This window comes from Moraxella nasicaprae, from assembly GCF_025643275.1.
Classification (GTDB): domain Bacteria; phylum Pseudomonadota; class Gammaproteobacteria; order Pseudomonadales; family Moraxellaceae; genus Moraxella; species Moraxella nasicaprae.
In genome coordinates this window covers 1,769,699-1,788,575 of record NZ_CP089977.1, presented here as the reverse complement: position 1 = coordinate 1,788,575, position 18,877 = coordinate 1,769,699, and the positions used below count along the sequence as shown (strand labels likewise).

Annotated in this window: 14 protein-coding genes and 1 tRNA gene; 2 read left to right on the top strand and 13 right to left on the bottom strand. The window is 43.8% G+C overall.

The features are described from left to right. Positions 1-25 precede the first annotated feature (25 nt). The 10 genes from LU297_RS08445 to LU297_RS08400 all read right to left on the bottom strand — a co-directional run bounded on the left by LU297_RS08445 (position 26) and on the right by LU297_RS08400 (position 14,736). Complete coding sequence (locus LU297_RS08445) at positions 26-1,690, bottom strand: fructose-specific PTS transporter subunit EIIC (protein WP_263076083.1); 1,665 nt, start codon at positions 1,688-1,690, stop codon at positions 26-28. A 28-nt stretch (positions 1,691-1,718) separates the two neighbouring features. Then, positions 1,719-2,663, bottom strand: coding sequence for a 1-phosphofructokinase (gene pfkB, locus LU297_RS08440; RefSeq protein ID WP_263076082.1), 945 nt, complete (start codon positions 2,661-2,663; stop codon positions 1,719-1,721). Beyond that, positions 2,660-5,497 carry a phosphoenolpyruvate--protein phosphotransferase gene (gene ptsP / locus LU297_RS08435; protein WP_263076081.1) on the bottom strand — a complete coding sequence of 946 codons (2,838 nt, stop codon included), beginning with the start codon at positions 5,495-5,497 and terminating at the stop codon, positions 2,660-2,662. The genes pfkB and ptsP overlap by 4 nt, the downstream gene beginning before the upstream one ends. 205 nt (positions 5,498-5,702) lie before the next feature. Further along, positions 5,703-6,062, bottom strand: a complete 360-nt coding sequence (locus LU297_RS08430; protein ID WP_263076080.1) for a SirB2 family protein — start codon at positions 6,060-6,062, stop codon at positions 5,703-5,705. Between the two features lie 14 nt (positions 6,063-6,076). Beyond that, entirely contained in the window at positions 6,077-6,553 is a 477-nt protein-coding gene (gene greA / locus LU297_RS08425) for a transcription elongation factor GreA (protein WP_263076079.1), read from the bottom strand. Positions 6,554-6,761: 208 nt separating this feature from the next. After that, positions 6,762-9,995: a carbamoyl-phosphate synthase large subunit gene (gene carB, locus LU297_RS08420; RefSeq protein WP_263076078.1), complete on the bottom strand. Its 3,234-nt coding sequence runs from the start codon at positions 9,993-9,995 to the stop codon at positions 6,762-6,764. A 40-nt stretch (positions 9,996-10,035) separates the two neighbouring features. Next, positions 10,036-11,193: a site-specific DNA-methyltransferase gene (locus LU297_RS08415; protein WP_263076077.1), complete on the bottom strand. Its 1,158-nt coding sequence runs from the start codon at positions 11,191-11,193 to the stop codon at positions 10,036-10,038. A gap of 12 nt (positions 11,194-11,205) precedes the next feature. Then, complete coding sequence (locus tag LU297_RS08410; RefSeq protein ID WP_263076076.1) at positions 11,206-12,003, bottom strand: hypothetical protein; 798 nt, start codon at positions 12,001-12,003, stop codon at positions 11,206-11,208. 60 nt (positions 12,004-12,063) lie between these two features. After that, the gene (gene carA, locus LU297_RS08405) at positions 12,064-13,272 is read right to left on the bottom strand and encodes a glutamine-hydrolyzing carbamoyl-phosphate synthase small subunit (protein WP_263076075.1); all 1,209 of its coding nucleotides are present in this window, start codon (positions 13,270-13,272) and stop codon (positions 12,064-12,066) included. Between the two features lie 393 nt (positions 13,273-13,665). Then, entirely contained in the window at positions 13,666-14,736 is a 1,071-nt protein-coding gene (locus LU297_RS08400; RefSeq protein WP_263076074.1) for a DUF475 domain-containing protein, read from the bottom strand. A 306-nt stretch (positions 14,737-15,042) separates the two neighbouring features. On the opposite strand from LU297_RS08400, the gene LU297_RS08395 reads away from it, so the two are divergent. Together LU297_RS08395 and LU297_RS08390 are read left to right on the top strand one after the other, a co-directional pair. After that, positions 15,043-15,501 carry a hypothetical protein gene (locus tag LU297_RS08395; RefSeq protein ID WP_263076073.1) on the top strand — a complete coding sequence of 153 codons (459 nt, stop codon included), beginning with the start codon at positions 15,043-15,045 and terminating at the stop codon, positions 15,499-15,501. A 118-nt stretch (positions 15,502-15,619) separates the two neighbouring features. Next, a tRNA-Leu gene (locus tag LU297_RS08390) sits at positions 15,620-15,704 on the top strand. 144 nt (positions 15,705-15,848) lie between these two features. Here LU297_RS08390 and LU297_RS08385 read toward each other — a convergent pair. The 3 genes from LU297_RS08385 to LU297_RS08375 all read right to left on the bottom strand — a co-directional run bounded on the left by LU297_RS08385 (position 15,849) and on the right by LU297_RS08375 (position 18,872). After that, entirely contained in the window at positions 15,849-16,475 is a 627-nt protein-coding gene (locus LU297_RS08385; protein WP_263076072.1) for a nicotinamidase, read from the bottom strand. 4 nt (positions 16,476-16,479) lie between these two features. After that, entirely contained in the window at positions 16,480-17,286 is an 807-nt protein-coding gene (locus tag LU297_RS08380; RefSeq protein ID WP_263076071.1) for a ferredoxin--NADP reductase, read from the bottom strand. Positions 17,287-17,396: 110 nt separating this feature from the next. Next, positions 17,397-18,872, bottom strand: coding sequence for an NADH-quinone oxidoreductase subunit N (locus tag LU297_RS08375; protein WP_263076070.1), 1,476 nt, complete (start codon positions 18,870-18,872; stop codon positions 17,397-17,399). Positions 18,873-18,877 lie beyond the last annotated feature (5 nt).

Genomic DNA, 18,877 nt, shown 5'->3' with positions numbered 1-18,877 from the left:
TTGTCAATCACATCATGTGTGATGATTAAGCGGTTGCTAATTCTTTGGGCTTAATGAAAGCATAAGCCAAACCTGTCAATAAACTGCCAGCCAAAATCGCCACCAGATACATCAAGGCATGATTAACCGCACCAGGAATCAACAGTACAAATACACCGCCATGTGGAGCAACCAAAGTGATTTGGAATAATGCCACCAATGCCCCTGTTAAGACACCGCCAGCAATACAGCATGGAATGACACGCATTGGGTCTTTGGCGGCAAACGGGATAGCCCCTTCGGAAATGAAACACGCACCCAAAACAACAGCTGCCTTACCTGCATTGCGTTCATTGTCGCTAAATTTGCCTGATGCAAAGATGGTTGCTAATCCAATACCAATCGCTGGCACCATACCGCCAGCCATTGCTGCCGCCATCGGAAAATAGCTTTCAGAGGTCAATAAGCCCACCGAAAACGCATAAGCAGCCTTGTTAATTGGACCGCCCAAATCCACACACATCATACCCGCCAAAATCATGCCCAAAATCACGGCATTGGCAGTACCCATATTGGCAAGGAAATCCTCCATTTGTGACAAAAGATAAGCCACAGGTGTACCGATGACATAATACATCGACAAACCCACCACCAGTGAGCTGACCAAAGGAATGATAAGGATTGGCTTTAAAGCCTCCAAAGTTACAGGCAATCTTAGCTTTTGTGCCAAAAATAGCGATACATAGCCTGCCAAAAATCCTGCCACAATACCGCCCAAAAAGCCTGCACCCAAAGTGCCAGCCAATGCACCACCAATCAAGCCTGCTGTTAAACCAGGTCGGTCAGCGATGGAATAAGCGATATAGCCTGCCAACATTGGCACCATCAGACCAAACGCTGCCTTACCTGTGCCCATCAAGGCAGCTGCCAAAGAGCCTTCAACCTCAAACGCCTTGATACCAAAGACAAAGGACAAGGCAATCAGCAGACCGCCTGCCACCACCATCGGCAACATATAAGACACGCCTGTCAGCAGATGTTTATAAACGCCAGCTTTTTGGGTAGGCTGTTCGGTATTGGCAACTGTCTTGGTGCTATTTTGAACGCTGGCGGTATTGATTGCCTCATCAAAGGCTTTATCGGTTTGTTTTAGGGCAAATCCTGTACCACAGCGATAGACTTTTTTGCCAACAAAACGGTCGCTATTGACTTCAATATCTGTCGCCAAAATGACATAATCGGCACGCTCAATACTTTCTTGGGACAAAATATTTTTTGCCCCCACTGAGCCTTGTGTTTCAACATCGATGGTGTAGCCCAGCTTTTCTGCACCGATTTTTAGGGCATCTGCCGCCATAAAAGTATGTGCCACGCCTGTGGGACAAGCGGTAATCGCCACAAAATGCAACGGTTTATCTTGGCTGGTACTGGCGGTATCTTTGCTGAACAATCCAAGCAGATAATCCTCATTATCAAGCTGCTCGGTCTGCAAAGTTTTTATATCCAAAATGATGGCATCTTGCGTACCAGCCCCTTGACCCACCACAATGTGCTTGCCCTGACCGTCAAATTGGCCATCAATGCGAGTGGCAACGCCTGATTTTTGTAGGGTTGCTTGTAATTTTTTGGCAATCAATAACGCCTGTGCTGATTGTTCGCCAAGACTGATGGTTGCTGCTTGCAACGATGAAAGCGAAGTAAATTTTTGCATAGGATTTACCTATTTTTTAAGTATAAATTTATAAACATTCAGATAATTTTGACACATCAACCTGTGCCATCAACTCATCTAATCTATCTTGTGATGCTGCCGCAAAACCAATGATGGTGACAGCATGAGCTGATAAGGCAACCGCTCGTTTGAGCAGTTGCTCGTGTGGCAACCCATCAAGCAGACCAGCAATCATGCCAGCCACCAAAGTATCGCCCGCACCCACCGTGCTAACCACATTCACGGTCGGTGGTGTTGCCAGCCATACGCCATCTTTGGCAAACCAATGCACGCCATCAGCACCCATCGAAATAACAATATTATCAATGGGTGTATTAAGCGTCTCCAATAAAGACTGCTGTGCTTGCCAAGTGTTGCATGCCACACCAAAACTTTCGGTCAATTCATCGCTGTTAGGTTTGATGAGCCATAAAGGATACTTCATTGCCACGGTTAATGCCTGACCACTGACATCGGCTGCAATTTTGGCATCAGTCTTGGTTAAAGCAGACAGCAACTGCTCAAAATCATCAAGCTCATAACCTTTGGGCAAACTGCCTGCAATCAAGACCGCATCAGATTGGTTGGCAAGTCTGATAACTTCATCAAATAATGCTTGCTTATCTGATGCACCAACCACAAACCCCGCTCCATTGACATCAGTCGTAACACCATCATCGACCAGTTTAATATTGGTGCGAGTTTCGCCAGAGATTTTGACAAATTTATCCAGCAGCTGTCCGTGCTTTTGGGCAAATAATTGCTCAAAAATTTGTGCATTTTGATTACCCAAAAAACCAGATGCCAGCGTCTGCATACCCAAATCCGATAAAATCTGAGCGACATTTAGCCCTTTGCCAGCCGCATCAACTTGGCTTTTTGTGGCTCGATTGACTTCGCCCACCTGTAATTGATGCACAAAAATTGTCATGTCAATCGCAGGATTGAGCGTGATACACAAAACTTGTTTCATCGTGCCACCGTCAATGACAGCTCTCGTACCGCCATCGCACTGTCGCACTGTAAGGCTTGCTTGGCAAGCGATTGAGCGTCAGTCAGCGTCAAGGCACGAATCTTAGCTTTGGTCAAGGCAATGCTGGAACTAGACATACTAAGTTCATCAACACCCAAACCCACCAAAATCGGCACTGCCGCAGGGTCAGATGCCAGCTCGCCACACACCCCTACCCATTTTCCATGTGCATGGGCAGCCTCAACGGTCTGAGCAATCAAGGTCAAAATACTTGGGTGCAGACCATCAGCATCTTTGGATAATAATGGGTGTCCACGATCGATGGCAAGCACATACTGGGTCAAATCGTTCGTACCAACGCTAAAAAAGTCCACTTCTTTGGCAAAAATCGGAGCCATGACCGCAGCACTTGGCACTTCTAGCATGATACCAACTTGTAGATTGTCATGTGGATGCCCCGCCAAAACCTCGTCCAAAATCGCACGAGCCGCTCGCCATTCTTCAAGGCGACCAATCATTGGGAACATGATGCGTAAATCACGCCTTTTTGACGCTTTAATCAAAGCGGTTAATTGGCTACGGAGCAGTTCTGGGCGAGACAACAACAAACGAATGCCACGCAGACCCAAGAATGGATTTTCTTCCGCCGCCATTGGCAAATAAGGCAGGGCTTTATCGCCACCAATATCAAGCACACGCACCACTAATGGACGACCATCTAACGCATCAAAGACCTGCTCATAGTCAGCAATTTGCTGGTCAATGTCAGGCACTTGATGATGCGACATAAATACAAGCTCTGTGCGAAGCAAACCCACGCCTTCTGCACCATTTGCCACCGCTGTCGCCGTATCCGCCACATTACCCAAATTCACCGCCACTTCAACACGATGACCGTCCAAAGTGATGGCTGGCTCGTGAGCGTGTTGCATGGCTTGGCGTTTTTGTTCACGGCGTAAACTTTGGGCTTGCTGACACTCCTCAATCAACGACTGCTCAGGATTAACAACAAACCAGCCTTCGCCACCATCAAGCAAAATCTGTGTGCCATTCTCCAATGACAACACCTGCTGACCTGCACCCACCAACGCAGGAATGCCCAACGCACGAGCAACAATCGCACTGTGCGAACTAGAACCACCCACCGCTGTGATGATGCCCGCCACTTTGGTTGGGTCAAGATTTGCCACATCGCTTGGCAATAAGTCCTCTTTAATCAGCACATATGGATTTTGGGGTGCTGTTTGTTCGGTTTTGCCAATCAATTTTAGCAATACCTTATGCCCAACATCTCGTAAATCAGCAGCACGCTCGGCAAGTAGATGATTGCCCAAAGAAGCCTGAGCTGCTGCCAATTCTTCGATGAATGCATGCCAAGCTGCTGGTGCAGACAAGCCATCATCAATCCCATCTTTTGCCCCAAACATCACTTCTTCATCTTCTAATAAAGCAATGTGTGCTGTGAAAATTTGGGCAATGTCTGCATTCTTGGCAGATGCAACCAGCTGTCTTAGGTCGTCTTTGACTGCATTGATGGCAGTTTGCAACTGTGTCATCTGTTCTGCTGGATTTTGGGCAGTCATTGGATAGTTATATTTGACCGCTTTGGATACATAAGACTCGCCCACCGCCAAGCCAGTTGAAGCAGCAACAGCACGAATCTTTTCCCCATCTACTAGGGCAACTTGATTATTATCCGACTGGTCGGTTTGTTTTTTAGCAACTGGTATTGCAGAAGTGGCAGAGACTGATTCGCCCAAGCCTGCTTGCACCGCCTCAACCAATTTTGGTAACGCATTTTGAGCATCGGTATCTGGCTGAGCAATGAAGGTCAGCGTCTGTCCTTTGACCGCACCAAGCGACAACAAACGAGTTAGGCTTTTGGCAGAAACAAACGCTCCACCATCAACCTGCACTCGAATATCGCCATCAAACGATTTGGCAAGTTCCGATAAAGCGGTTGCAGGTCTGGCGTGCAAGCCATGTTCATTTGGTAAAACCACGCTTAGTGACTGCCAATCTGACTGACTTTGAATACCAAGCTGTGACAATATCGCCTCTTTTTCGCCTGATTGTACCGCTTGGGCGAATGCGTCACTCATCAGCACATCATATAGCCATGATAACTTATCGGTATTGATTTTTTTGTCAGCTGTAATGACCGCTAACGCCTGTTTGCTGTTTGGATTGACCGATAAAGCAAAAGCCGAAGTGAGAATCTGTGGCTGATTTTCCAAAATCACACAAGAAACCGCCTGACTGAGCACGGTTGGCTTAGGTGCGGTAATGGCTCGTGAACTGATGGCGTGATGAGCTTTTAGACGAGATAAAGACTGCAAAAACACTTCATCATACTGCTCGCTACCAACTTGGGTGTCAATCAAACTTTCTTGAATCAGTAATGAGCTTGTACCACCAAGTGCCGCCATGATTTCATCAGCATTGGTGGCTTTGGCGATACCGTCTGCCACATCACCTTGTAGAGCGTGTGTCAATTTTTGCAAAATTTGCAAATGCTCATCTGATTTTGCAGCAATCACCACCGCCAAATATACCTTGTCGCCAGCATCATTCCACGCCACGCCATCAGCAAAATGCACCAATCGCACACCCGTCTGAATGATTGCCTCACGAGACTCTGGCGTGCCATGCGGAATGGCGATACCCTGTCCCAAATAAGTGGCGGCTTGCGACTCTCGAGCCATCAATCCGTGCAAATAGTCAGCCGTCGCCAAACCATCGTCTTGTAAAATCTGTGCCAAAACTTGCAACGCTTGTTGCTTGTCGCTGGCTTGTGCATTCATACGCACATCTGCGGTTGTCAAAGTGAGCATAAACACCCCTTGTAAAGTTGCCATTCATCTGGCAAGAATTTTATAAATAAACGCCAAATTCTATCATAATTTGGCAACAAAATATGAGTGCAATTTTGTAAACAAGACGCACAATTTTTTCAATCATCACGATAAACAATGCCAAACATTGATGTAAAAAAAGACAAACCCATCAATAGGTTTGTCTTTTTTAGGGCAAAAGACATCATAGCATTGGCTTGGTAATTGCCAAAATCACAATGCCTGCATACGCCACGCCAGCAATCATCATGCCAGCTCTACTCTGAGATAGACTGACCGCTTGGCGGCGTAATGCCTTGATGTTTGCAGAAACCGCCACGATGAGTAGCACCAATTTTGCCAATGCCCAATGCTGCAAGCCTGCCGCCTGATACAACTGCCAAAATAAATACAAACCTGACAAAACCAACAAAGTATAAGCGGCATGACTGATGCCTGTGAACACCTTTGAGCGATGAAAGGTTTTGCCTGCAAAAATAGGCACAGCCTGAACGATGAATAGCAATAAAGTAATCGCCACCATCAGTAGATGTAAATGTTTCATAATGAAGGCTTACCTTATTGATAAATCACTTCCAAAATCTCAAACACCACCAATCCGCTTGGTGTCTGAATTTGGGCTTCATCACCCTCTGATTTGCCAATCAAGCCACGAGCAATGGGCGAATTGACTGAAATTTTACCCACTTTAAAATCCGCCTCATCATCGCCCACGATTTTATATTGGCATTCTTCGCCACTATCGGCATTTTCTAACACCACAGTAACACCGAACACCACTCGCCCATCTTGTGGCAACTTAGCAGGGTCAATTACCTGAGCACCGCCAAGTTTGGCTTCGATGTCACGAATACGAGCCTCGCACAGTCCTTGCTGTTCACGAGCGGCGTGATATTCTGCATTTTCTTTTAAATCGCCATGTTCACGAGCCTCAGCAATCGCTGTGGTGATGCGTGGGCGTTCAATGGTTTTAAGCTGTTTTAGCTCTTCTTCTAGGGCTTGATGACCTTCTGGGGTCATGGGATAGCGTTGCATATGACATTCCTACTTTTTTGCAATACTTTGAAAATAAAAAAGCCTGCCAAAATTTTTTGGCAAGACAAATTAAAAAATCTTTGCTAATTTTACTGGCTTTTTTAAAAAATGCAAGCATTTGGGTGTGAATTATACCAAACCCAAACGCTTGCACCAACCATCATGCACAAGATGATGCCAAAGACGCCATCTTGTATAATGGCTTAATTTAGGCGTGCAAATCTTGCAGCTTATACACATCAAATGGCAAACGCACCTGATATGCCATACATACTGCCTGAGCTGCACTCATGGTGGTCACATAAAACACCTTTCCTTGCAATGCACTACGGCGAATCAAGAACGAATCTTCTTGTGCCTGCTTGCCTTCGGTGGTGTTGATGACCAGATGAATTTCGCCATTTTTTAGGGCATCGACGATGTGTGGACGACCCTCATACACTTTGTTGATGTGTTCGCACTCAATACCAGAGTCCGCCAAGACTTTTTGAGTGCCGCCTGTCGCCACCAGCTTAAAGCCATAATCAATCAGCTGCTTGGCAAGTGCTGGCAAATGCTTCTTATCACTATCTCGCACAGACAAGAACGCTCGTTTAATCTCACCAGCCACAGGCAAGCCTGGCAGACGATCGTTTGAGCCAATCACCGCTTTATAATACGCCTCGCCAAAGGATTTGCCCACACCCATGACCTCGCCTGTGGATTTCATCTCTGGGCTAAGAATTGGGTCAACACCTGGGAACTTAGCAAATGGGAATACCGCCTCTTTGACCGAATAATGGCTTGGGATAATCTCCTTAGTAAAGCCCTGCTCTGATAGTGTTTTACCAGCCATACAGCGAGCGGCAACTTTCGCCAATGACACACCGATGCACTTGGAGACAAATGGCACAGTACGAGAAGCTCGTGGATTGACTTCCAAGATATACACCGTGTTATCCTTGACTGCATATTGCACATTCATCAAGCCCACCACCCCAAGCTCTTTTGCCATGGCAATCGTTTGGGTACGGATCTGGTCTTGAATCTCATCGCTGAGCGAATATGGTGGCAACGAACACGCAGAATCGCCAGAATGCACGCCTGCTTGCTCGATGTGTTGCATGATACCACCAATCACCACCATTTGCCCGTCAGACACACAGTCCACATCCACTTCAATGGCATCATCAAGGAATCGGTCAAGAAGTACAGGCGAATCATTGGAGGCTTGCACTGCCTCTTGCAGGTAGCGTTTTAGCTCATCTTCGTTATAAACAATCTCCATCGCACGACCACCCAGCACATAAGATGGACGCACCACCAAAGGATAGCCAACCGCCTGTGCCTTGCTCAAACCATCTTCGGTGCTGGTTGCTAGTGCATTAGGCGGTTGATTTAAAGCAAGCTGATGCAACATTTGCTGGAAGCGTTCACGGTCTTCGGCACGGTCAATGGCATCAGGACTTGTACCAATGATTGGCACGCCTGCTTTTTCTAAACTTCTAGCAAGTTTGAGTGGTGTTTGACCGCCATATTGCACAATCACGCCTTTTGGCTGCTCAGTACGGACGATTTCAAGCACATCTTCAAGTGTGACAGGCTCAAAATACAAACGATCAGAAGTATCATAATCAGTCGATACCGTCTCTGGGTTACAGTTTACCATGATGGTTTCAAAGCCATCTTCACGCATGGCAAGAGCAGCGTGGACACAGCAGTAGTCAAATTCAATGCCTTGTCCGATACGGTTTGGGCCACCACCGATGACCATGATTTTATCTTTATTGGTTGGGCGTGCTTCACATTCTTCATCATAGGTGGAATACATATAAGCAGTTGAAGTCTCAAACTCTGCTGCACAAGTATCCACTCGTTTATACACAGGATACACGCCCAAATCCCAGCGTTTTTGTCTGACTTGATGCTGGTCAACGCCCATCAACTTCGCAATACGCAAATCACTCATGCCCTTGCGTTTAAATTGATACAAGATTTGCTTGTTTAAATCATCAATCGTCAGTTCTTTGATTTGTTGTTCGGTACGAACAATATCCTCAATCTGCACCAAAAACCACGGGTCAATCTTGGTCAATTCAAACACCTCATCAAGACTAAGTCCTGCACGAAATGCCTGTGCCAAATAAAAAATACGCTCTGGCGTTGGAATGCTTAACTTATTACGAATCTTGGCGATGATGTCGCTTGCCTCGCCCGTCAAATCCGCCACTTCATCAAAGCCAGTCGCCCCAGTTTCCAAGCCTCGCAAGGCTTTTTGCATCGATTCTTGGAAATTGCGACCAATCGCCATCACCTCGCCCACCGACTTCATTTGTGTGGTCAAAGTATTATCTGCTTGTGGGAATTTTTCAAAGTTAAAACGAGGAATCTTGGTAACGACATAGTCAATAGACGGTTCAAAGGACGCTGGCGTCTTGCCGCCTGTGATGTCATTTTTTAGCTCATCTAGCGTGTAGCCTACTGCCAATTTTGCCGCAATTTTGGCAATCGGAAAGCCAGTTGCTTTACTTGCCAATGCTGATGAACGACTGACACGAGGGTTCATCTCAATCACAACCATACGACCATTGTTTGGATTGATACCAAACTGTACATTAGAACCCCCTGTTTCCACGCCAATTTCACGCAAAACAGCAATGGAGGCATTACGCATGAGCTGATATTCTTTGTCGGTCAAGGTCTGAGCAGGGGCAACGGTAATACTGTCGCCTGTATGCACACCCATTGGGTCAAAGTTTTCAATGGAGCAGACGATGATACAGTTATCATTTTTATCTCGCACCACTTCCATTTCGTACTCTTTCCAGCCGATTAACGATTCATCAATCAAAAGCTGGTGCGTTGGCGATAAATCAAATCCACGCTCACAAATTTCAACAAATTCGTCACGGTTATAAGCGATACCGCCGCCAGAACCACCCATGGTAAATGACGGGCGGATAATGACTGGAAAGCCAAAACGGCTTTGGATTTCAAGAGCCTCTTCCATCGTACTGGCGACATCAGCTCGTGGACATTCTAGTCCAATTTTTTTCATCACCTTGTCAAACAGCTCTCTGTCTTCGGCTTTTTCAATGGCTTCTTTGGTTGCACCAATCAGCTCACAGCCGTATTTGGCAAGCACACCATGCTTATCCAAATCTAACGCACAGTTGAGTGCTGTCTGACCACCCATTGTTGGCAAGATAGCGTCAGGGCGTTCTTTGGCAATGATGCCCTCAACAGTCTGCCAAGTAATTGGCTCAATGTAGGTGGCATCTGCCATTGACGGGTCGGTCATGATGGTGGCTGGATTGGAGTTGACCAAAATCACACGGCAGCCCTCTTCTTTTAGGGCTTTACACGCTTGGGCACCAGAATAGTCAAATTCACACGCCTGACCGATAACAATCGGACCTGCACCGATAATCAAAATGGATTTTATGTCTGTACGCTTTGGCATAAGGGTCTCTCTCTTTTTCCTAAATTTAACATTCGATGAGTTAAAAAGCCATTGTAAGTTGCTCATTTGGCTGTTTTATATTTGGCTCTTTAACTTGACTTTTTTGTTGATTAACATCTATAAATTGATAAGCTAAATGCTCTAATTGCGTTTGTATAATTTGTATGGCAACATCTGATGCATCAACACCTATCCATTGTCTCCCCAATTTGCTACTTGCCTTTAAAAATGAGCCACTACCAGCAAAACAATCCATTACAATAGAATGAGGATTTGATGATTGAGCAATAATCATTTCTAACATTTCACTATTTTTTTGGGTTGGATAATCAGGGTACATTGGATCTTTGTATCGCCAAATATCTTGTATCTTTTTACCTTTATGTTCATCGGCAAATTTTTTAATGCGTGGCACGCCATTTTTTGACCATTCAATCAAACCTTTTCTATCCAATTCATCTAATTCACTAGGCGAACAACGCCAATGCCGACCCTTTGGTGGTAGCATATCTCGCCAAAGTCCGCCAGTTTCACCACGCAGTGTTTCACCAGGGGCGTGAACTGGTACAGTATTGTAACGCCGACCATTTTCATCTATTTTTTCAAACATTGTTTGTTTTTCATCGTCAGTTAATGGTGCGGTAATTTGATTAAAAATATTCTTTTTAGCATTTTTGGCATAAAATAAAATCATATCTTTTTCATTGCCAAAAGCCTTACGAGAAAAGTTTTTTGGATTGGATTTGATACGAGCAATGTCGTTTTTAAAATTTTCAATACCAAAAACTTCGTCCATAATAATTTTTAAATAATGCCCCATTTTGCCGTCAATATGTACATAAATAGACCCTTGTTCAGACAATAATTCTCGCATTAAAATCAAACGCTCTCGCATAAATTCCAAATATTCATTGATTGTCCAATTATCACGATATGCCACAATATCTGTTTTTGAACGGCTAATGGTACTTACTCTATCAAAAGATAAGGTAAAATCTTGTTCGGTATTATAAGGTGGGTCAATATAAATTAAATCAATTTTATTTTTAAAGCCATTATTAAGCAAATAAGACAATACCCTAAAATTATCACCAAAAAACAATACGGGCAACTTACAATCATTTATTGGCAAAGTATAATTTTCTGCCAATGTCAAAATCTCTTCGGCACTTTTTTTATTTGGATAAGTTAATTGCATTCCAACACCACTTTAAAGAGCATACAAATAATCTCTTAATAAAACTGCGGAAATCACCACTTCATCATCTGTATAATGGTGCAAGTTTTCAAACATTTTATTACGACCTTTGATATACAACACACCGTCCAAAATCGCAATCGCTTTTACTGGAAAGTCCAATTTATTTAATGGAGCTTTCATTGTAAAAATAGCATCATTAAATTGAGCATTTTGATGACCGCCAAAATCGGTTAAAAACTTTGCTTCGGCAATGATGATTTGATTGTTAAATTTGGCAATAAAATCCAAACCTTTACTATGCGTATAGCCCAAATAATCGGTCGCAAAATCTTGCATTAGTTTATCACTGCCATTAAAAACAATATTGCCTTGATGATTTAAAAATTCGCTGATATTTTGGGTGATTGGCACGCCCAAAGCCCCACTGTTTATCCAATTTTTAAATAGTGGACCGATTTGACGATTAGTTTCTTTTGGTGCTGTGGTTTTATCCAAAATTTCATCAAAACCCATTTCTATAAGCATTCCTGCCAAACGATTGACCGTATTAGGATTTCTGTCAATCGCTGTTTTATCTCGTTTTAAATAGGCAACATAACTATCTTTAATTGGGAAAATTTCTTGGGACAATAACAATTTTAATAAGTTTTTGCCATCTTTATTTACTAAATAAGTTTGAATACTTTTTTGAACATCAATGGATAATTCTCTACGCAAATTAACTGACATTGGATAAACTTTATAAAGTAAATCCAAATAATTGGGTTGGTTAGCAAGTTCAATGCTTTTTTGTGTCCAAATGTTCATAATCTCAATTCTCAAAAACAAAGAAATGCAAAGTACGAATTACTTGTACTTTGCCAATTTTTACGCCCTAAACTTCTCAATCTCCCTCACAAATCTATCAAACAACACCGAGCAATCATGCGGGCCGGGACTGGCTTCTGGGTGTCCTTGGAAACTAAACGCTGGGTGATTGGTTAGTTCAATGCCCTGATTACTGCCATCAAACAAAGAACGATGTGTCACTCGTACATGGTCAGGCAAGCTACTCTCATCAACAGCAAAGCCATGATTTTGACTGGTAATCATCACTGTGCCATCAAGAATATTTTGTACTGGGTGGTTAGCACCATGATGTCCAAATTTCATTTTGATGGTTTTAGCACCACTTGCCAATGCAAGCAACTGATGACCCAAGCAAATGCCAAACACAGGAATGTTAGTCTGTGTGATGATGTGACGAATGGCGTCAATGGCATAAGTACACGGCTCAGGGTCGCCAGGACCGTTGGATAAGAAAATACCATCTGGATTGTGTTTTAGCACTTCACTGGCTGGCGTGGTGGCAGGCACAACGGTAACATGACAACCTCTGTCGGTCAGCATTCGAAGAATGTTGGTCTTAATACCAAAGTCATAAGCCACAATGCGAAATTTTTGGGCGATGTCCACACCAAGTTCACGAAAACGACCGCCTGTCTGCGTGCTCTTGTCATTCTTGCCATCATGGGCAAGCTCCCAAGAACCTTGCGTCCAAATATAGCCTTCTTGGTCGCAGCATACTTTTGCCAAATCTTGACCTTTCATTGACGGTGCAGATTTGGCAAGCTCAATCGCCCGTTGTTCATCAAGATGACCATCGGCATCAGCCGTCATGATGCAGCCATTTTGAGCCCCTGTTTGGCGTAATAAGGTTGTCAATCGGCGAGTGTCAATATCGCCAATCGCCACCACATTATGTTTTTTTAGGTAGTCGCCCAACGAAACTGTGGCACGAAAATTGCTGTGTAATAATGGCAAATCACGAATAATCAACCCTGTTGCCCACACCTTGTGAATGCGTCCAGACTCGCCATCTTCATCATTGCAACCTGTATTGCCAATGTGCGGATAAGTGAGTGTGACCATCTGTCCTGCATAGCTTGGGTCGGTCAAAATCTCCTGATAACCTGTCATCGCTGTATTAAAGACCACTTCGCCAACCGTATGCCCTGTTGCACCAATCGCCACACCACGAAAAATTGTCCCGTCTGCCAATGCCAAAATCGCCGCCGTCTGAGTCGTTACCGCCATTTCACACTCCAAAAAATTTCTGCTCGTCACTTAATTTTGATAAAAAAAATGCCCACAAAAAAGCGAGCAATAAAAAAAGACAATAACTTAACTTTGCAAAAATAGCAAAAGTAAAGTTATTGTCTTTCATATCGCTCGCCCTTATATAGATTTTGAACATTATATAAAATTTATTATCAAAAATCTAGTGCAAATTTTAATTTTTTTGTTCAAAAAATATACCCATCAGAAAATCACTCATCATCAGCATGATAAATCGTGATAAATAAAGGGGGTTTGCCCAAAAAACCAATTTGGCTCAAACCCCAAAACATCTAATCAGTACACTTTTTGGGTAGCTTACCCAAGCTCATGTCATCAAAACATTGTTTGATGATTGTTCATCGGCTAGTATTAGCCGTGCTTTTTATTGTATTGCACCGAATTGATGACCGACCAAGCAATGAATGCCACGCCAATCAAACCTGTCACAATCTCAGGAATGTGGAATTTGGTTGATAGCAGCATGATGACCGCCAATGCACCGATGGCATAGTGAGCCCCGTGCTCCAAATAGACAAATTCGCTCAGCGTGCCTTTTTCAACCAAATAAATCGTCATCGAACGCACGAACATCGCACCAATGGCAAGACCCAGCATGATGATAATGACATCATTGGTGATGGCAAACGCCCCAATCACACCGTCAAAACTAAATGAGGCATCTAGCACTTCTAGGTACATAAAGCCTGCCACGCCACCTTTGAGGATTGTTGGCGACACACCTGATGTGTTGGTAATTGGTTCGCCTTTGCTGTCATAAACCACTTCATTGGGGTCAGTTTCCCCTTCAAGCAATGCCGAAAACACGCTCACACCCAAATAAACCAAAATACCCCAAATGCCAGCAACCAGCACCACACCCTGCTTGGCTTCATCAACCCAAGTCATTGATAGCATTAACACAGCCAATGCCACAAAGACGCTCATCGCATCAACTTTGGCAAATTTGACCAAGCGACTTTCTAGCCAAACAAACCAATGAATGTCTTTATCGCCAAACATGAATTTTAAAAACACCAACAATAAAAACATACCACCAAAAGCAGAAATTTCAGCGTGATGAGCATTTAAATATTCTGAATATTTGGCAGAATCATTTAACGCCAAATCAACCACTTGCAGCATACCCAAATCTGCTGTAACCGCCACGATGACAATCGGAAAAACCAAACGCATACCAAAAACAGCGATTAACATACCGACAGTCAAAAAGATTTTTTTCCAAAATTCATTCCAACCTTTTAGGATAGAAGCGTTCACCACCGCATTATCAAATGATAATGACACTTCCATCACTGCCAAAATCGCTGTAATGCCAATCGCCATCAACATTGCGGATGCACCGCCTTGATGATAACCCCACCAGCCTGCGATGATAAAACAAGCGATGGTAAAAATAATGTCAAATAAAAAATGTCGCATAATGCCTACTAAATTTGCTGTGGATTTTTGGATAAATCAACACCAAAAATCTTTTGCTAAAACAAAACCGTCAATCAAAACCACATCTGATGCAGCCCAAATTGACGGTAAAATCATTGGGCGTATTATACTAAATTTATGAAAATACTTGCAATAAATATTCGATAATTTAATGCCAGAATATTGACTCCATCAATATGCTTGGCAGGGCAATTTCTTATGAAGCAAACAATCAATGGCATCACTTGCCAAAATACATAAAAATCACTACACTAAGATAAACGGATAGATTTAATAGGAGCAATCATGTACAAACCCTTACTCATTGTCGCAGCCTTGACCGTCGGTATGTTAAATGCCCATGCACAGCAGCCCATTCAAGCTCGTTACACACTTGGTGTTTATTCCATAGATGATTTAAATCGCACCATATCGATAGCGGACAAAAAACTTAGTATTAGTAATCCAAACCATTATATGTGCTGGTCACTACTTCTTGATACACCAATTACTGACAAAACTCTAAACAGTAAGGAAATTTTTTATTCACCGACAGGCGGTCAATTCCATCATGATAATTCAGATATACAAAGCTCACCTGACGGCACACATCACATCATTACATCTGTGGCTGAGGTTATTGATCAAACCCTTGTGGAGCGTTGCTGGCAGTTTGACAGCAGTGACCCAACGGGCAGTTATAAATTAGATGTTGAAGTTGCAGGTTTTGCCTTGCCTAGCCAAACATTCACCATTGTGCCTTGATGTTTTTGGCTAAATTTGGTAATTTTTTTGATTTTTTTGTCAAAAAAGACTTGCCAAATGCCAAAAATTCGCTATAATAGCACCCATCAACAGCAATGATGCTTTGAACCAAACATTTGGGGTCGTGGCGAAATTGGTAGACGCACTGGATTTAGGTTCCAGCGGGGCGACCCGTGAGAGTTCGAGTCTCTCCGACCCCACCATTATTAGAAAAAACCAGCTTTTATGAGCTGGTTTTTTTATTGCCAATGATGTATTTGGCACACAAAATACCACTTCTAATGCAGTCAATCTTGACAAAACAATACCAACAAACAGATGGCTTGCGATTTTTGGTGCTGGGTCGGTCAGTCCAATAATTGACCGCAATTCACAAAAGACACGCCCGCCTGTTTCATCGCCATCATGGCATTTGCCAAAGAATCATGATGGTCTATTGCCACCGTTGCATCTAAAACAACCACGCAATCATAGCCCAACTTGGCTGCATCGATGGCTGTCCAAGCCACGCAATAATCTGTCGCAATGCCCACCACATACACCGTATCAATGCCTAATTGACGCAAATAGCCATCAAGCCCTGTGGGTAAACCGTCCGCCTCAATGAATGCTGAATAACTATCTACCGTCTGACGACAGCCTTTACGAATGATGAGCCTGGCGTGCGTGACATCAAGTGCATCATCAAGATTAGCCCCAAATTCGCCTTGTACACAATGATTTGCCCACAGCATTTGTTTGCCATAATCCACATCAATCTGAGTCAATGCCTCTTGCTGGTGCGTACTGGCAAAAGAAATATGCCCATTTGGGTGATAGTCTTGGGTGATGATGACCTGCTCAAAGTGCTTGGCAAGCTCATTGATGGGAGCAATGATACTCTTGGCACTTGCCACCGCCAAAGACCCTGTGATAAAGTCATTTTGCACATCAACCACAATTAATGCGGTCGATGATTGGTTGATGATTGTCATACGCTTACCAATAATTCTCCACGGCAATATTACCCACACCACGACGATTCATGGTCAGACCTTGATTTTTTAGGGTTTCTTTGGTGTCATCAACCATCTGCGGATTGCCACACAGCATTACATGAGAAGTGGCGGGATTTAGGGTTAGTCCAATATGAGTTTGGAGTTGATTGCTGTCTATTAAGGCAGGAATGCGATGATGAAGACAGCCTTCCACCGCCTGACGAGTGATGATTGGCACAAAATGCAGACGAGCAGGATTGTCAATCAGATTGGCAAACTGTTCGTGTAGTGCTTTGATTTTATCCACATAAGCCAGCTCAGTTTCTGTTCTGGCACTATATGCAAGCACAATATCTGTATAGTTTTGCCAAGTGTCCAAATCGCCCAGCATTGATAAAAACGGAGCAAGCCCTGTGCCAGTAGCCAAAAGCCACAAATCATTGGGGCTGGGCTCTTGATAACGAGATAGCGTCAAAAATCCAAACGGTTCTGGGTTTAGGTAAAGAGGGTCTCCCACTTGCAGATGTTGCAACTGAGAAGTGAACGCCCCATCAGGAACAACGACTGAAAAAAATTCCAAATGCTCATCATAAGGCGATGATGCAATAGAATAAGCCCGAAAAATTCGCTCATCGCAGATTGCCTTGCCTTGATTGGCAACTAGCTGACTGGGATTCATGCCAAGTCTGGCAAACTGTCCTGCCTCAAAACGAAATCCATCAGGTCTGGTGGTGGTAAAGCTAAATAAATTATCCGACCAGACGGTTTTTGATAACACGGTCAAGGCAACCGCTTTTTCATCACTCATACATTATCCATACATCAAAAATATGGCTTTCACTATACCAAAGCCTAAAAAACAAAACAAGCACCAAAATGATGCTTGTTTTTTAAAATCGCCATCAGATAAATCAATCATCAGCGAATGACCGCAAATCCTGCAAGTTGCATCAATGCATCTGGCAAAATACCAAAGATAAGCACCAGTGCCGTAACAATCAACACCATGATGCCCCCAGCCTTGATACCCCAATGCGTATGGGCATCAAACTCTAATTGAACTTTGGGTTTTTGATACAAATGCACCAACACTTTTAGGTAGTAATACAAGCCGATGGCACTGCCTAGCACAATGAAGATTGCCGCCCAAAATTTAGTGCCTTGCACTGCTGCAAAAAACATCATGAATTTGGTCATAAAGCCAGCTGTCAAAGGAATGCCTGCCAACGATAAGAGCATGACAGTCAAAACCGCTGTCAAAACAGGACGACGCCAAAACAAACCTTGATAAAATCTTAATTCGTCCGCCTCGCCTGTAATCGAAGTGTGTCCTCGCTCACGATATGGACTAGACATCAATGTGATAACGCCAAATGCACCAATGGAAGTCAACGCATAAACCGCCATGTACATACTAACCAAGCCAGCTGCACCAGCACCCACCGCCAATAATGCAATCAATGCGTAGCCCATGTGTGCGATGGACGAATAAGCAAGCAGGCGTTTTAGGTTGTCTTGACGGATTGCCAATAGGTTGCCCAGCACGATGGATAAAATAATGATTGCACTTAGCACACCATCAACCGCCACTGTCGCAATTGGCATCGCATCAGCAAGAAATCGAACCGCCAATGCCATCATCGCTACCTTACTGACACTTGCCAAGAATGCGGCAATCGGTGCAGGAGCTCCTTCATACACATCAGCCACCCAAGCATGAAATGGTGCTGCTGATAGTTTAAAGGCGATGGCCGCAAGCATCATCACACAGCCCAATACAAACAGCGTTGAGGCTTGATTGGTAAATAATGCCAATGACAACTCTTTGAATAACAAAGTACCTGTGTCAATGTACACAAATGCCATGCCCATCAACAAAGTCGCTGATGCCGCTGCTGACAAGACCAGATATTTAAGACCCGACTCTAATGAGCGAGCTCTTAAAAAAGTATAAGCAAGCATGCCATACATCGGTACAGACAGCAGTTCAAGGCTCATGAAAAATGCCGCCAAATGCTGTGCTGCTGTCATTAACATTGCGCCCATCGTGGCAATCAACATCAATAAATACAGCTCGTCCTTATTGTCTTTGAGGGTTTCAAAGTAACCATAAGACAAAGTACAACACGCCAACGCAGCGATTAAGATTGCTCCTGTATTAAATCTGGCAAAACCATCAAACATGAATAGGTCGCCTGATACCTGAGGTGCGTCTATCACGCCCACCGCCTGAGCAATCACGGTCATCAACGCCAGATTAAGACCAATGACGCTGATGGTTGCCACCCCAAAATGTGAACGCTTGATGGCGATGGTCATCATCACCAGCAATGCCGTCAAAGCAACCACAACCACAGGCAATAATGACACGATGGATAAAATCAACTGTTCCATAATTT

What these genes read in the sequence shown, in the direction of transcription:
- LU297_RS08415 (WP_263076077.1), bottom strand. Translation starts at nt 11,193, where the DNA reads ATGCAATTAACTTATCCAAATAAAAAAAGTGCCGAAGAGATTTTGACA.
- LU297_RS08395 (WP_263076073.1), top strand. Translation starts at nt 15,043, where the DNA reads ATGTACAAACCCTTACTCATTGTCGCAGCCTTGACCGTCGGTATGTTA.
- ptsP (WP_263076081.1), bottom strand. Translation starts at nt 5,497, where the DNA reads ATGCTCACTTTGACAACCGCAGATGTGCGTATGAATGCACAAGCCAGC.
- carA (WP_263076075.1), bottom strand. Translation starts at nt 13,272, where the DNA reads ATGGCGGTAACGACTCAGACGGCGGCGATTTTGGCATTGGCAGACGGG.
- pfkB (WP_263076082.1), bottom strand. Translation starts at nt 2,663, where the DNA reads ATGAAACAAGTTTTGTGTATCACGCTCAATCCTGCGATTGACATGACA.
- LU297_RS08445 (WP_263076083.1), bottom strand. Translation starts at nt 1,690, where the DNA reads ATGCAAAAATTTACTTCGCTTTCATCGTTGCAAGCAGCAACCATCAGT.
- LU297_RS08380 (WP_263076071.1), bottom strand. Translation starts at nt 17,286, where the DNA reads ATGAGTGATGAAAAAGCGGTTGCCTTGACCGTGTTATCAAAAACCGTC.
- LU297_RS08375 (WP_263076070.1), bottom strand. Translation starts at nt 18,872, where the DNA reads ATGGAACAGTTGATTTTATCCATCGTGTCATTATTGCCTGTGGTTGTG.
- LU297_RS08430 (WP_263076080.1), bottom strand. Translation starts at nt 6,062, where the DNA reads ATGAAACATTTACATCTACTGATGGTGGCGATTACTTTATTGCTATTC.
- LU297_RS08400 (WP_263076074.1), bottom strand. Translation starts at nt 14,736, where the DNA reads ATGCGACATTTTTTATTTGACATTATTTTTACCATCGCTTGTTTTATC.
- greA (WP_263076079.1), bottom strand. Translation starts at nt 6,553, where the DNA reads ATGCAACGCTATCCCATGACCCCAGAAGGTCATCAAGCCCTAGAAGAA.
- carB (WP_263076078.1), bottom strand. Translation starts at nt 9,995, where the DNA reads ATGCCAAAGCGTACAGACATAAAATCCATTTTGATTATCGGTGCAGGT.
- LU297_RS08410 (WP_263076076.1), bottom strand. Translation starts at nt 12,003, where the DNA reads ATGAACATTTGGACACAAAAAAGCATTGAACTTGCTAACCAACCCAAT.
- LU297_RS08385 (WP_263076072.1), bottom strand. Translation starts at nt 16,475, where the DNA reads ATGACAATCATCAACCAATCATCGACCGCATTAATTGTGGTTGATGTG.